This is a genomic window from Aeromonas sp. QDB11 (genome assembly GCF_027705265.1).
GTDB classification, from domain to species: domain Bacteria; phylum Pseudomonadota; class Gammaproteobacteria; order Enterobacterales; family Aeromonadaceae; genus Aeromonas; species Aeromonas allosaccharophila.
Genome location: NZ_JAPDBM010000004.1, coordinates 1 through 14,084 on the forward strand (window position 1 = coordinate 1; position 14,084 = coordinate 14,084).

The 14,084-nt window shown below is 60.6% G+C and carries 15 protein-coding genes; 7 read left to right on the forward strand and 8 right to left on the reverse strand.

Annotated features, from left to right (window positions below):
* The first annotated feature begins 285 nt into the window (after nucleotides 1-285).
* Nucleotides 286-759, forward strand: coding sequence for a transcription elongation factor GreB (gene greB / locus OKC40_RS02075; RefSeq protein ID WP_042059173.1), 474 nt, complete (start codon nucleotides 286-288; stop codon nucleotides 757-759).
* Between the two features lie 202 nt (nucleotides 760-961).
* Nucleotides 962-3,271, forward strand: coding sequence for a Tex family protein (locus tag OKC40_RS02080; protein ID WP_234603796.1), 2,310 nt, complete (start codon nucleotides 962-964; stop codon nucleotides 3,269-3,271).
* 70 nt (nucleotides 3,272-3,341) lie between these two features.
* On the opposite strand, the gene OKC40_RS02085 is transcribed toward OKC40_RS02080, so the two are convergent.
* From OKC40_RS02085 to bioH, 4 genes are all read right to left on the reverse strand, one after another.
* Entirely contained in the window at nucleotides 3,342-3,620 is a 279-nt protein-coding gene (locus OKC40_RS02085) for a hypothetical protein (protein WP_042059175.1), read from the reverse strand.
* 85 nt (nucleotides 3,621-3,705) lie between these two features.
* Nucleotides 3,706-4,473, reverse strand: coding sequence for a putative metalloprotease CJM1_0395 family protein (locus OKC40_RS02090; protein ID WP_182938458.1), 768 nt, complete (start codon nucleotides 4,471-4,473; stop codon nucleotides 3,706-3,708).
* Nucleotide 4,474: 1 nt separating this feature from the next.
* Entirely contained in the window at nucleotides 4,475-4,708 is a 234-nt protein-coding gene (locus OKC40_RS02095) for a flagellar basal body rod C-terminal domain-containing protein (RefSeq protein WP_005340632.1), read from the reverse strand.
* Nucleotides 4,709-4,779: 71 nt separating this feature from the next.
* Nucleotides 4,780-5,544, reverse strand: a complete 765-nt coding sequence (bioH, locus tag OKC40_RS02100; protein ID WP_270793973.1) for a pimeloyl-ACP methyl ester esterase BioH — start codon at nucleotides 5,542-5,544, stop codon at nucleotides 4,780-4,782.
* Between the two features lie 38 nt (nucleotides 5,545-5,582).
* Between bioH and OKC40_RS02105 the strand changes: the two genes are divergently transcribed.
* The gene (locus OKC40_RS02105; protein WP_270793974.1) at nucleotides 5,583-6,311 is read left to right on the forward strand and encodes a ComF family protein; all 729 of its coding nucleotides are present in this window, start codon (nucleotides 5,583-5,585) and stop codon (nucleotides 6,309-6,311) included.
* Between the two features lie 80 nt (nucleotides 6,312-6,391).
* Nucleotides 6,392-6,970, forward strand: coding sequence for a Fe-S biogenesis protein NfuA (gene nfuA, locus OKC40_RS02110; protein WP_005340636.1), 579 nt, complete (start codon nucleotides 6,392-6,394; stop codon nucleotides 6,968-6,970).
* Nucleotides 6,971-7,041: 71 nt separating this feature from the next.
* Here nfuA and gpsA read toward each other — a convergent pair whose 3' ends face one another.
* The 3 genes from gpsA to OKC40_RS02125 are packed head-to-tail and all read right to left on the reverse strand — an operon-like array spanning nucleotide 7,042 to nucleotide 9,001.
* Nucleotides 7,042-8,046 carry an NAD(P)H-dependent glycerol-3-phosphate dehydrogenase gene (gpsA, locus tag OKC40_RS02115; protein WP_042059184.1) on the reverse strand — a complete coding sequence of 335 codons (1,005 nt, stop codon included), beginning with the start codon at nucleotides 8,044-8,046 and terminating at the stop codon, nucleotides 7,042-7,044.
* A 2-nt stretch (nucleotides 8,047-8,048) separates the two neighbouring features.
* A complete protein-coding gene (gene secB, locus OKC40_RS02120; RefSeq protein WP_270793975.1) occupies nucleotides 8,049-8,519 on the reverse strand; it encodes a protein-export chaperone SecB in 471 nt (156 codons plus the stop codon).
* Between the two features lie 50 nt (nucleotides 8,520-8,569).
* Nucleotides 8,570-9,001 carry a rhodanese-like domain-containing protein gene (locus OKC40_RS02125; RefSeq protein ID WP_042059188.1) on the reverse strand — a complete coding sequence of 144 codons (432 nt, stop codon included), beginning with the start codon at nucleotides 8,999-9,001 and terminating at the stop codon, nucleotides 8,570-8,572.
* Between the two features lie 246 nt (nucleotides 9,002-9,247).
* Here OKC40_RS02125 and gpmM point away from each other — a divergent pair, with 246 nt between their 5' ends.
* Entirely contained in the window at nucleotides 9,248-10,777 is a 1,530-nt protein-coding gene (gene gpmM / locus OKC40_RS02130; RefSeq protein ID WP_111809377.1) for a 2,3-bisphosphoglycerate-independent phosphoglycerate mutase, read from the forward strand.
* A 9-nt stretch (nucleotides 10,778-10,786) separates the two neighbouring features.
* Nucleotides 10,787-12,112 carry a murein hydrolase activator EnvC gene (gene envC / locus OKC40_RS02135; protein WP_270793976.1) on the forward strand — a complete coding sequence of 442 codons (1,326 nt, stop codon included), beginning with the start codon at nucleotides 10,787-10,789 and terminating at the stop codon, nucleotides 12,110-12,112.
* Between the two features lie 132 nt (nucleotides 12,113-12,244).
* On the opposite strand, the gene OKC40_RS02140 is transcribed toward envC, so the two are convergent.
* Nucleotides 12,245-12,895: a Qnr family pentapeptide repeat protein gene (locus OKC40_RS02140; RefSeq protein ID WP_182938462.1), complete on the reverse strand. Its 651-nt coding sequence runs from the start codon at nucleotides 12,893-12,895 to the stop codon at nucleotides 12,245-12,247.
* Between the two features lie 89 nt (nucleotides 12,896-12,984).
* Here OKC40_RS02140 and OKC40_RS02145 point away from each other — a divergent pair, with 89 nt between their 5' ends.
* The gene (locus tag OKC40_RS02145; protein WP_270793977.1) at nucleotides 12,985-13,992 is read left to right on the forward strand and encodes a substrate-binding domain-containing protein; all 1,008 of its coding nucleotides are present in this window, start codon (nucleotides 12,985-12,987) and stop codon (nucleotides 13,990-13,992) included.
* Nucleotides 13,993-14,084: the final 92 nt, after the last annotated feature.

Sequence of the window (14,084 nt, forward strand, 5' to 3'; positions counted from 1 at the left end):
TAGCGACTAATCAGATCGCACAAACTGGACTGAGTTCCCTTCCTCCGGTGATCTACTATTCGGAACAGCTATTTAGGGGGGGATATCACGGGAGCAAAGCATAAATATGTTACCGGTTATTACCCATTTCTATAGCGTGACGGCCATGAAGTCACCGACCTCGCCACCTCCCTCTTGAGGGATCCAGCCAGACCAGTACGATTTATCTCGACAGAAAAGGGACAAAAGCTAATATTCCCGAGCAGTTAGCGATGATTACCCCTCTTTGACCAGGTCCGCATCACCATGAAGACAAAGCTGATCACCCGCGAAGGCTACAACAAGCTGAAAGAAGAGCTCGATTTCCTCTGGCGTCAGGAGCGCCCCGAGGTCACCAGGAAGGTGGCATGGGCTGCCAGTCTGGGGGATCGCAGCGAGAATGCCGACTACCAGTACAACAAAAAGCGGCTGCGGGAGATCGACCGGCGGGTACGCTACCTGCGCAAATGCCTTGAAGAGCTGGGGATCGTCGACTATGCCCCCGCACAGGAAGGCAAGGTGTTCTTCGGTGCTTGGGTCGAGGTGGAAAACGAGGAAGGCGAGACCAAGCGTTTTCGCATCGTCGGCTATGACGAAATCTTCGAGCGCAAGGATTACATCTCCATCGACTCCCCCATGGCCCGCGCCCTGCTCAAGAAAGAGGTCGGGGACGAAGCCATCGTCCGCACGCCAGTCGGTGACGCCTGCTGGTATATCAACGAGATCAGCTACCCCAAATAGTCGGACTGCTGGCGGGTTGCTTGCCACAGGCACATCCTGAGCAGCAGGTGCCAAGGCAAGATAAGCGCCATCCCCTACAGCCCCATCAATCTGCGTGACGGTGACCCCGGCGCAGGGTGGCATCCCGCTACACGACCCCATATAGTGCTCACACTTGGCGCCCGATGGCGCGGACTCGACCACAGAGGCCCTCAACAACATCATGATGCAAACCATAGAGAGACAGATTGCCGGTGAGCTCAATGCTCGCCCGGAGCAGGTGCAGGCAGCAGTGCGCCTGCTGGATGAAGGCTCGACCGTGCCCTTTATCGCCCGTTACCGTAAAGAGGTGACCGGCGGTCTGGACGACAGCCAACTGCGTACTCTGGAGAGCCGCCTCGGCTATCTGCGTGAGCTGGAAGATCGCCGTCAGGTGATCATTCGCTCCATCGAGGAGCAGGGCAAGCTGACCCCCGAGCTGGCCCGCGAACTGCACGGCGCCGACAGCAAGACCCGGCTGGAAGATCTCTACCTTCCCTACAAGCCCAAACGCCGCACCAAAGGGCAGATGGCGCTCGAAGCAGGGCTGGAGCCGCTGGCCAACCTGCTGCTCAGCGACACGATGCAGGATCCCGAACAGGCTGCCACCGCCTTCCTCAATGCCGAGCAGGGAATAAACGACAGCAAGGCCGCCCTCGACGGCGCCCGCTACATCCTGATGGAGCGCTTCGCCGAGCAGGCCGACCTGCTGGAGAAGCTGCGCGACTACCTGTGGCAGAACGCCACCCTGCGCGCCCGCGTAGTGGCAGGCAAGGAGCAGGAAGGGGCCAAATTCAAAGACTATTTCGAACACGATGAGCCGCTGCACAAGGCGCCCTCCCACCGGGTACTGGCCATGCTGCGCGGCCGCAACGAGGGGATCCTCAATCTGGCGCTGGTCACCGGTGACAATGAGAGTGCCAGCCCTTGCGAAGGGATCATTGCCCACCACCTCAGGCTCAATCTGCAGAACCGCCCGGCCGACAAATGGCTGCAAGGAGTGGTGAGCTGGACCTGGAAGATCAAGCTGTCGCTGCAGATGGAGACCGAGTTGATCGGCCGCATCCGCGAGTCGGCCGAAGACGAGGCGATCAAGGTGTTCGCCATGAACCTCAAGGATCTGCTGATGGCGGCCCCGGCGGGCATGCGCTGCACCATGGGGCTGGATCCGGGCATCCGCACCGGGGTCAAGGTGGCGGTAGTGGATGCCACCGGCAAACTGGTCGATCACGCCACCATCTATCCGTTCGAACCGAAACGTCAGATTGATCAAAGCCTCAAGACCCTGAGCGAGCTGTGCCAGAAACACAAGGTCGAGCTCATCAGCATCGGCAACGGCACCGCCTCACGGGAGACCGACCGACTGGTGAGCGATCTGTTCGAACGCTACCCGGCGGCCAAGGCGCAGAAGATAGTAGTGAGCGAGGCAGGGGCCTCGGTCTACTCCGCCTCCGAGCTCGCCTCTCAGGAGTTCCCGGATCTCGACGTCTCGATCCGCGGTGCCGTCTCCATCGCCCGCCGCCTGCAAGACCCGTTGGCCGAGCTGGTCAAGATCGACCCCAAGAGCATCGGGGTGGGCCAGTATCAGCACGACGTCGGCCAGAGCCAGCTGGCCCGCCGACTGGATGCGGTGGTCGAGGATTGCGTAAACGCGGTCGGTGTCGATGTGAACACCGCCTCGGTCGCCCTGCTCAACCGGGTTTCCGGCCTCTCCCAGACGCTGGCACAGAACATCGTCGCCTACCGAGATGAGCACGGAGCCTTCAAGAGCCGTCAGCAGTTGCTGAAAGTAAGCCGACTCGGCCCCAAAGCCTTCGAACAGTGCGCCGGCTTCCTGCGCATTCGCGGCGGCAGCAATCCCCTCGACAGCTCGGCGGTGCACCCGGAGTCCTATCCGGTGGTGGAGCGGATCCTCGCCAGGCTGGAGCAGACCGTGGAGAGCCTGCTCGGCAACAGCAGCCTGCTGCGCAGCCTGAAACCGGCCGACTACACCGATGAACAATTCGGCGTGCCCACCGTCACCGACATCATCGGCGAGCTGGACAAGCCGGGCCGCGACCCTCGCCCCGAGTTCAAAACCGCGACCTTCAAGGAAGGGGTGGAGAAGATCAGCGACCTGGTGCCCGAGATGGTACTGGAAGGGGTGGTCACCAACGTCACCAACTTCGGCGCCTTCGTCGATATCGGTGTTCATCAGGATGGGCTGGTGCACATTTCCTCCCTGACCGACCGCTTCGTCAAGGATCCTCGCGAGGTGGTCAAGGCGGGCGACATTGTGCGGGTCAAGGTGCTGGAGGTGGATGCACCGCGCAAGCGGATCAGCCTGACCATGCGCCTCGACGAGAAAGCGGGACAACCGGCCCGCAAACCGGCTGAAACGCGCAACAGCAGCGCTGGCAACGCCAAGCCAAGAAATGAGCCACGACAAAGCACCCCTATGGGTGGAGCCATGGGCAACGCCTTTGCGGCGGCGCTCTCCAAAGCGAAAAAGTAACGAAGCCTTCCAGAAGCCCTCTGAATGCAAAAAGCCCCGCAAGGGGCTTTTTTACACGCGAAGTACAGGATTACTGGGCCAGTGCGGCAAGAATGCTCTCGGGCTCTCCATGCTGGGCCAGCACCTCCCGCAGTCGATTGAATGCCTTGCAGGCCTCTTGCGGATACTTGCCGTAAGAGACGACGCCGGTGTGGCTCCAGCCAGCCGCCAGCATGACTTTTTTCTTGAAATGGGTTCCTTCGGTTCCCCCTCCTCCGAGCTGCATCAGAAACTGCTCCATCTGCAGGTGGGGGGGTGGTACACGGGAGAAGGTGGTGAAATCTTCCGCTTTGACTTCATCGAAATGCATGACAGCTCCTGTGAAATTGGAATGGGCCTGATCTTCAGATTAGTTGCAAAACAGGTAACGCAGCTGAAAGTTTGGCGAGCGTGATTCAGATATGCAGGCTGAGGGACTGGTTAGCGGCCGGGCTGACGGCCTGCTGATAGCGTCCGGCGATGACGCTGTTACGCTTGTCCATATAGGCGCTCAGCACACCGCCCGATTTCGAGCTCTGCTCGGCCATCAGCTCTTTGCGCGCCTTGGCTTCACTCGCGGCGGCGCTGCGCGCGACGGCCAGATCCTGCGCGGAAGGCTCGGCAGGCGCCAGCGCCGCAGAGCGTATCTGCTGCATTTTGGCGATGGTGGCGGCAGGGTCACCGGGCACGGCACTGGTATCTATCTGGACTTCGCCACCCGTCGCATAACGCTTGCCATCCGGCCCTTGCGTAAACTGATAGGTGGGCGAGCTGGCGTACTCTCCACCCGCTGACTGGTGGGCCTGCTCGTGGGTGCGTACCTCCTGATCACGCTCGATCAGATCCTGAACCTGCTGCTCTTGCCGCTGTTGCTGCTCCTGCTGTTTGGGATCTTGCTGCTTGCGCTGCCCATCCTCACCGGTTGCCTCGACAAAGCGATTGTCTGGCAAGGTCGTCGGCGCCGGTTGCCCTGTTTCACGGCTGTTCTGGGAGCTTTGATTGCTGGAGGCCTGACCGGCTTTGGATTTCTCTTTCTGGGAGCCGACTTCGGATTCGGCACTTGAGGCTTGACCCTGTCGGGCCTGCGGGATCAGCTCTGCCCGGCGATTATCCGTCCTGGCCGCTTCCACCTGGGGTTGCAGCTGTGTCGGGATAAGGGGGGGCAGACTGACATTGATGTTCATCTCACACCCGGATGTCGATCAGGGTTCCCATCATATCGCTGGCGGTCTGCACTACCTTGGCGGAAGCGCCAGCCTGCTGCTCGGCCACCTTGAGATTGACGAGCTCATCGGTCACTTGCACCTGATCCCCGCTGGGGGTGTTGAGGCGGGCGATCTGATTGGATGCCTTGTCGGCAATCTGCTCGGCTCGCTGAAATCCCTGTACCCCGCTGTTGAAAGCAGAATCAATACGCATGATGTTACTCCTCTGGTCACAGCTTAATTATCCGCCAGACCAGAGGATTAATGAAGCTTGCTGGCTGTTTTTTAGCCAACAAAATCTCGAACGATTTCAATGAATTCGTCAGGATGGGAGATAAAAGGTGCGTGTGAGGCCTTATTGAGGGTCACGCTGCGGCTGGCAGGGTAGAGATCATCCAGCAGCGGAATGGCCACCTTGGGCACCAATGAATCCAGTCGGCCATAGATCCGCAACCAGGGCAGATCCAGCTCCTGCAGCGGTTCGCGCAGATCAATATAGGCCAACAGCGTCAGTCCGGCCTCGAGTGCGGCAAACTGGGGCGACGGGCGCTCGGCCAGCCAGTGACGCAACTGGCGGATATCGTCCCGGGCATGTTCGCTGCCCATCGCCTGGATCGCCAGAAAACGCTCTATGGTCTGGCGAAAATCCCCCGCCAGCATCTGGTTGAAGCCGGTCAGCACCTTGGGGGCGATCCCGGGCCACTCATCGCGGGCCATGAAACAGGGGGAGCTGGCCACGGTGATCAGGGAGTGCAACCGATCGGGATGAGTCAGCGCCAGCTGGCTTGCCACCAGACCGCCGAGCGACCACCCCAACAGATGGCACTTCTCTGGCAACACGGTGGCGACCTGCTCCGCCAACCATGGCAGGTTATAATCGACGCCCTCGGCCAGCGGGCTGTTGCCAAAACCGGGCAAGTCCACCAGATGAACCCGATAGTGGGACGCCAACTGCTGGGCAATGCCATGCCAGACCGCACCGTTCATCCCCCAACCGTGCAACAGCACCAGATCGGGCCCCTGGCCAAACTGCTCTACCGATATGCTCATCTAGACTCAAGATCCCTGTTCATGCTCTTGGGGTCAGCATGTTAAAGCGACTGCTCGCTAAAGCAAGCCCGTTGCTCGGCAGCCACGGCGACTGGCAAGGGAGCTGCCTGCTCTGCCATCAACCTTGCGACAGCGAGCCCCTGCTCTGCAGCTGGTGTCGGCAGGCGCTGCAACAGTCACAGCCAAGATGCCGCCTCTGCGCCGCACCGCTGGCTGACTATATAGAAGAGAGCAGACCGGTCTGCGGTCGCTGCCAGCGCAGACCTCCCCCCTGGGATCGGTTACAGGTGATCGGCGACTACCAGGCCCCCTACCCCATGCTGATCCCCAGGCTCAAATATTCCGGCCAGATCCTGTTGGCGCCGCTACTGGCACGCCTCTTGGCCGATCATCTGGATGGCCGCGAGCCGCCGGAGGCGATCATTCCGGTTCCCCTGCACTGGTGGCGGCAGTGGTGGCGCGGTTTCAATCAGGCGGAGGAGATCGCGCAAACCCTTGGCGAACTCACCGGCATTCCCTGCGACAACACCCTGTTGCAGCGCATCAAGGCAACACCGCAGCAAACAACCCTGAGCGCCGGGCAGCGGCGGCGCAATCTGCGCGGGGCATTCCGGATCCGCCCCCACCACTATCGCCATGTCGCCCTGCTCGATGACGTCGTGACCACCGGCGCCACCGCCGGTCAGCTCAGCCGTTTGCTCCATGAGAGCGGCATCACAAAGGTAGAAGTGTGGGCAATCTGTCGTACCCTTCGGCACAGCAAGTAGCCATCGGCATGCTACCCAAGCATTAATAACCGCGTTATCATGAATACCCTAGTCGTACACTCAGGTTTATGAGGATAGTGATGATCAGCATTTCCGACGCCGCCCAGGCCCATTTCCGTAAACTGCTGGAAAAACAGCCTGATGGCACCAATATCCGGGTGTTTGTGGTCAATCCGGGAACCCAGAATGCCGAGTGTGGCGTATCGTATTGCCCGCCCGATGCCGTGGACCCGGAAGATCAACACCTGCCCTTCAGCGGCTTCGACTGCATGGTCGATCCCCTGAGCGCCCCCTTCCTGGTGGATGCCACCATCGACTTCGTGACCGATCAGATGGGCTCCCAGCTCACCCTGAAAGCACCAAACGCCAAAATGCGTAAAGTGGCCGATGACGCGCCGCTGATCGAGCGCATCGAGTACGTGTTGATGTCCGAAGTGAACCCCATGCTGGCCGGTCACGGTGGCAAGGTCACCCTGGTCGAACTGACCGAAGACAAACTGGCCATCCTGCAGTTTGGCGGCGGTTGCAACGGTTGCTCCATGGTCGATTACACCCTGAAAGAGGGGATCGAGAAGCAGCTGCTGGAGAAATTCCCGGGCGAGCTCAACGGTGTGAAAGACGCCACCGAGCACCAGCGCGGCGACCACTCCTACTACTGATTTGCTGCCATTGCGGCGCAAAGAAAAGGCCCCGCCATCCGGCGGGGCCTTTTGCATGGGCAATCGGCCGATTACTCGTCCTTCTTGTCTCGCGACAACAGGGCGATGGCCGCCTCTTTCGGGTTCTTACCCTCGTAGAGCACCTTGAAGATCTGCTCGCAGATGGGCATCTCGACGCCGCAGCGGGCCGCCAGCAGATGCACCTCTTTGGTGTTGCGATACCCTTCCACCACCTGACCAATCTCGGTCATGGCGGTGTTCACATCCTTGCCAGCCCCGAGGGCCAGCCCGAAGCGACGATTGCGCGACTGGTTGTCGGTACAGGTGAGCACCAGATCCCCGAGCCCCGCCATCCCCATAAAGGTTTTGGCATCGGCTCCGAGGGCGGCACCCAGACGCTGCATCTCCACCAGACCCCGGGTGATCAGCGCAGTTCTGGCATTGGCGCCAAACCCGAGCCCGTCGGAGAGACCGGCACCGATGGCGATGACGTTCTTCACCGCACCACCCAGCTGCAAGCCAACGAAGTCCGGATTGGTATAGACCCGGAACGAGCGGCCACAGTGCAGCAGATGGGAGAGATCGTCGGCAAACTCGTCGTGGGTCGAAGCGACCGAGATAGCGGTCGGCAAACCGGCAGCCAGCTCCTTGGCGAAGGTGGGGCCGGAGATCACCGCCAGCGGTATCTCGTCACCCAGCACGTCGCGGGCCACATCCTGCAGCAGACGGCCACTGTCCGGCTCCAGACCCTTGGTGGCCCAGGCGATACGGGTATCGGGGCGCAGGAAGGGCTTGATCCGGGTCAGCACATCGCCAAATACATGGCTCGGCACGACCAGCAGCAGCACGGGGGCAGCTTGTACCGCACGTTGCAGATCCGCAGTCAGCTGCAGATCGGCGGGAAAGGGGACATCAGGCAAAAATGCCTTGTTGCAGCGGTCTTGTTCCAGCTCGGCGACATGGGCGGGGTCGTGACCCCACAGCAGGGTCGGATGACCGTTGCGCGCCAGAGAAATTGCAAGGGCGGAGCCATAAGACCCCGCCCCCAAGACCGAGATAGCGATCTGGTCAGCCATTATCAGGCTTCCGCAGTCGCCTGCTGGGCCTGTGCTTGCGCCATGTGCTGGGCAAACAGGGCATCGAAGTTGACCGGTGCCAGGTTCAGCTGCGGGAAGGAACCCTTACTCACCAGGTTGGACACCGCTTCGCGGGCATACGGGAACAGGATGTTCGGGCAGAAGGCAGCCAGGCAGTGAGCCAGTTGCGGCTCCGGCAGGTTACCGATGGTGAAGATACCGGCTTGCTGTACTTCGCACAGGAAGGCAGTTTCGGTTTCCAGTTTGCAAGTCACGGTCAGGGTCAGCACAACCTCGTACACGTTCTCAGCCAGGATATTGGTCTTGGTATCCATATCCAGCTTGACGTCCGGCTGCCACTCTTTCTGGAAGATGTGCGGGGTGTTCGGCGCTTCGAAAGAGACATCCTTGGTGTAAACACGCTGGATGTGGAATTCCGGTTGTACTTCCTGGTTGTTGATCTCGTCAGCCATTTCGTTTGATTCCTTGTTATATGGATAAGTGGGCTCAGGCCCTGCTTAAATCAGCGTTTCTTGGTTACCGGCAGATTTTCTGCACGCCATTGGGCCATGCCACCGCCGAGCACATAAACCTGCTTGAAGCCAGCTTTGCTCAGCTGACGGCCCGCGCCGCCCGCAGTCATTCCCGACTCGCACACCACTATGATGGGGGCATCTTTATGCTTTTCAACCGGGCCCAGATTATTGCTCTGGATCTGGGTCAGCGGCAGGTGCTGGGCACCGGCCAGATGGCCCTTGGCGAACTCTTCCTGACTGCGAATATCCACCACGGTGGCATTCTCGCGGTTGATCAGCAGGGTCGCGGTGTGATTGTTGACGGTTTTTACCGGAGACAAACGGGCACGCACAGTGGTGTAAACCAGGGTGCCAGCCAGACCCAACCAGGCTGCGGTCAGCAGCGGGTTACGGGCCGCAAAATCCAAATACTCTTGCATCTTCTACTATCCAGGGACCAAGACAAGGGCCCGAGTATACATGGGGGTATTGATAAGATCAGCCATCTTGGCGGCAAAGCGCGAGCAGGCTCCCATCATCATCGGGCCGCGAGCATGGCAGGAAGGGCGTGGCTTGCGGGGCGGCGGGAGCGCCCCTTGGCTATCAGGTGACTATTTCGGCAGATGTAGTAATATTACGCTAGTTTCATTTCCCGCATTTTTTCCAATCCGAGAGGACATAGTCTTATGTCAACAGCTAAGAAACCTTTGGTTCTGGTCATCATGGATGGTTGGGGCTACAGCACCAAGCAAGAGCACAATGCCGTCGCTGCCGCCAAGACTCCCAACCTCGATCGTCTGGCCCGTGACTACACCAGCACCCTGATCTCCGGCTCCGGTCTGGACGTCGGTCTGCCGGATGGGCAGATGGGCAACTCCGAAGTAGGTCACGTCAACATCGGTGCCGGTCGCATCGTCTATCAGGAGCTGACCCGCATCTCCAAAGACATCAAGGATGGCGACTTCTTCCAGAACGTCGAGCTGGCCAAGGCTGTTGACGCTGCCGTCACCAACGGCAAAGCCGTTCACATCATGGGCCTGATGTCCCCGGGTGGCGTACACAGCCACGAAGAGCACATCATGGGCATGATCGAGATGGCCGCCAAGCGTGGCGCCGAGAAGATCTACCTGCACGCCTTCCTGGATGGCCGTGACGTGCCGCCGCGCTCCGCCCAGTCCTCCATCGAGCTGTTCGACGCCCTGTTTGCCAAGCTGGGCAAGGGTCGTTTCGCCTCCATGATCGGCCGTTACTTCGCGATGGACCGTGACAACCGCTGGGATCGCGTGCAGCAAGCCTATGACCTGATGACTCAGGGCAAGGGCGAGTTCACCGCCGAGAGCGCCACCGAAGCACTGGCTGCCGCCTATGCCCGCGACGAGAACGACGAGTTCGTCAAAGCGACCCGCATCGGCGAAGCTGCACCGATGGAAGATGGCGATGCGCTGATTTTCATGAACTTCCGTGCCGACCGTGCCCGTGAAATCACCCGCGCCTTCGTTGACGCCGACTTCACCGGTTTCGCCCGTGCCGCCACCCCGGCGCTGAACTTCGTGATGCTGACCGAATACGCGGCCGATATCAAAACCGCCTGTGCCTATCCGCCGACAGCCTTGGTCAACACCCTGGGTGAGTGGCTGGCCAAGCAGGGCAAGACCCAGTTGCGCATCTCCGAAACCGAGAAGTACGCTCACGTCACCTTCTTCTTCAACGGTGGCGAAGAGTCCTGCTTCGCTGGCGAAGATCGCGAAATCGTCGCCAGCCCGAAAGTGGCGACCTATGACCTGCAACCGGAAATGAGCTCCGAAGAGCTGACCGACAAGCTGGTTGCGGCCATCAAGAGCGGCAAGTACGACGTCATCATCTGTAACTACCCGAATGGCGACATGGTTGGCCACACCGGTGTGTTCGATGCCGCCGTCAAAGCCTGTGAAGCGGTAGACCACTGCGTGGGTCGCGTCACCGAGGCGCTGGCCGAAGTGGGTGGCGAGTGCCTGATCACTGCCGACCACGGCAACGCCGAGAAGATGCTGGACGAAGAGACTGGTCAGGCCCACACCGCCCACACCAATCTGCCGGTTCCGCTCATCTATTTCGGTCGCAAAGCCGAGGTTGCTGAAGGTGGCAAACTGTCCGATCTGGCCCCCACCATGCTGACCCTGATGGGTCTGCCGGTGCCGCCGGAAATGACTGGCAAGCCCCTGATGATTCTGAAATAATCCTTCCCCATGCGGGGATGCGAAGTTATTTCACAGAAAACCAGTCGCGTCGGCCTGTTGGCCGGCGCGCTGTTTTTTTGCCTGTCGTTTGGCGCCACCCCGGCCGTTGCCGCCAATCAGCAGCTGGGCACCATGCAGTCCCAGATCAAAGAGCAACAGAAGACCATCAAGCTCAGCAAGCAGGAGCTTGCCAAGCTCAATACCCAGCTCAAGGCTGACGAGCAGGCCATCTCGGCCGCCGCCGCCAAACTCAACCAGACCAGGCAGCAGTTGAAGCAGAACCAGCAGAAGCTGGCGACCCTGCAAAAAGACAAGCTGGCGCTGGAAGTTCAAGCCAAACATCAGAAGCAGTTGCTGGCCAAGCAGGCGGAAAGCGCCTTTCAGGCGGGCAACCACGACTACCTCAAACTGCTGCTCAATCAGCAGGATCCGGCCAAACTGAGCCGCTCACTCGACTACTACGACTACCTGAACAAGGCCCGCATCGAGGCCATCGACGCCCTGCGCGCCACCCGTGACAAGCTGGCGAAAAACCAGCTGGCCACCAAAGAGACCGAAACCAGACTGCAGACCCTGCTTGCCGAACAGCAGGAGCATCACCAGACCCTGCTGGCCAGCCAGCAGAGCCGGGCCAAGGTACGCAACCAGTTGCAACAGTCGGTGCAGGATGACGAGCAGAAGCTCACCAAGCTGGTCAAGGCGGAGAAAGCGCTGAAAGCCAAGCTGGAAGAGCTGCGCCGTGAACGGGCCGAGCGGGAGCGGTTGGCCAAGCTGAAAGCGGAGCAGGAGCGTCAGCGCAAGCTGGCCGAGCAACGCCGCGCCGAGCAGCAACGACTCGCCGCCCAGCAGAACAAAACCGTCAAACCGGCGGAACCGGTTGAAGAGGTAGCCAGCACCAAACCGGAGCGTGGCTCGGGCATTGGCACTGCCGGCCACTACAGCGGCCTCAAGACCAATGGCAGCCTGCGCTGGCCGGTACAGGGGCCGATCCTCATCTCCTACGGTTCGCCACGCACCGCCCAGCTCAAGTGGAAAGGCACCCTGATCGGCGCCAGCGAAGGGACCCAGGTCAAGGCGGTCGCGCCGGGACAAGTGGTCTACGCCGACTGGCTCGACGGTTTCGGCATGCTGCTGGTGATCGACCACGGTAAGGGCTATATGAGCCTCTACGGTCACAATCAGTCGCTGCTGCGCCAGGTTGGCCAGAATGTGGAACAGGGTGAACCGGTGGCACTGGTCGGTGACAGTGGCGGTCAGGACAGACCGGGCCTCTACTTCGAGATCCGCTATCAGGGCGAGGCGATCAACCCGACCAAATGGCTGGCCAAGGGCTGAGTTAACCCGGCCGACAAGCGCGTCACACGCTCACTACCAAAAGCCTGCATCATGCAGGCTTTTGTCGTTTCAGGAGTACAGCAACCCGCTGTCGCTCCCATTTGATGAAAAATTACCTAATTTTCGATCGGCTCAGGGAAAGACAACCAGACCGATCTGCTCCAGCAAAGTCTGCTGCTGATCCTCGTTGATCTGCACCCCCTGCAGATCGACCCGACGCAGATCCAGCCCCGGCAGATCGCACTGGCGCAAATCGCAGCCCTGCAGCTTGAAGCTGGTCCAGTCGATCTGGCCAAACTCGGAGCCGCTGAGATCGGATCCCGCCAGCGAGGCACCGAACAGGTTGGCCCCCTGCCAGCGGTTTTCGGTCAGCTCGCACTTTTCCAGCAGACACCCCTCGAAGCTGGCGTAACTGAAGTTGTTGCCGGTCAGATGGGCATCGCAGAAGTAGCTTTTGGCGGTGATCTGGTTGGCGAAGCTGGCGTGGCCGAAGTTGATGCCGACCGCCTGACAGTCGCGCATCTCCAGCCCCAGACACTGGCTGCGGCTGCAATCGGCCATGGTGAGATCGCAGCGCAGAAAGCTGGCCTCCCGCAGGTCGCAACCCTGCAACAGGCAGCCCCGCTCGCTCTCCCGATCGTAGAAGCTGCAGTCGATGAAGCGGCTATCGGCCAGATCCAGCCAGGAGAAGTTGCAGCCGATAAAGCGGCACTCCGAGAACTGCTCCCCCTCCACATCCTGTTGCTCGAACCGGACATCCACGAACTGCTTGCCTCTGATCATCGGAAAACTCCTGCAAAAACGGCTTCATATGCTGACTTTATCTGCCGAAAACGGTAATGTTACATGTAACATCCACCCTGGACACCCCTATGAGCCCCACCCGCAAGCGCCGCCCCACCCTGCAAGATATCGCCGACCAGACCGGCGTGACCAAGATGACTGTCAGCCGCTATCTGCGCGACCCGCAGACCGTGGCGGAGGGGACCCGTGAGCGGATCGCGGCGGCGGTGGAAGAGCTGGGCTATATTCCCAACCGGGCGCCGGATATTCTCTCCAACGCGACCAGCAAGGCGATCGGCATCCTGATCCCCTCCCTCTCCAACCAGGTCTTCTCGGCGGTGATCCACGGCATCGAGTCGGTGACCCGACCGGCCGGTTACCAGACCCTGCTGGCCCACTACGGCTACAGTCCGGAGCGGGAGGAGGAGCAGGTCGCGTCCCTGCTCTCCTACCATGTGGATGGGCTGATCCTCTCCGACAGCCAGCACACCGAGCGCACCCGCAAGATGATCGCCACCGCCGGCATTCCGGTGGTGGAGACCATGGATCTGTCTGATACCCCTATCGACATGGTGGTCGGCATGGATCATAGAGCCGCCGCCCGGGCCATGGTAACAGAGATGCTGCGCCGGGGCCGACGCAAGGTGGTCTATCTGGGGGCGCGGCTCGACGTGCGTACCCAGCTGCGGATGGAGGGCTACTATCAGGCGATGACCGACTTCGGCCTCACCGGCCAGCATCTGCTGACCGAGCAATCCTCCAGCTTCACCCTGGGGGGAGAGCTGCTGGATCAGGCGCTGGTGCGCTATCCCGACCTCGACGGCCTGTTCTGCACCAACGATGACCTGGCGGTCGGTGCCCTGCTGCAGTGTCAGGCCAAGTGGATCCCGGTACCCCAGCAGATCGCCATCGCCGGTTGCAACGCCCTCGACATCGGCCACGCCATGACCCCCAAGCTGGCCAGTATCGCCACCCCGCGGGAAGCGATCGGCCGGGAGGCGGCTACCATGCTGCTGGCGCGCCTCAATGGCCACCCCTTGCCAGAGACCCGCAAAGACATCGGTTTTTCTCTCTATGAAGGGGAAAGCCTCGGGTGATAACCCACAACAACGGATCGGGTTGGGTCGATTAGCGCAGCGTAATCGGCCGCGCGAAGATATTTGCGCCCCAGCGAGGGAGAAACGAAAAA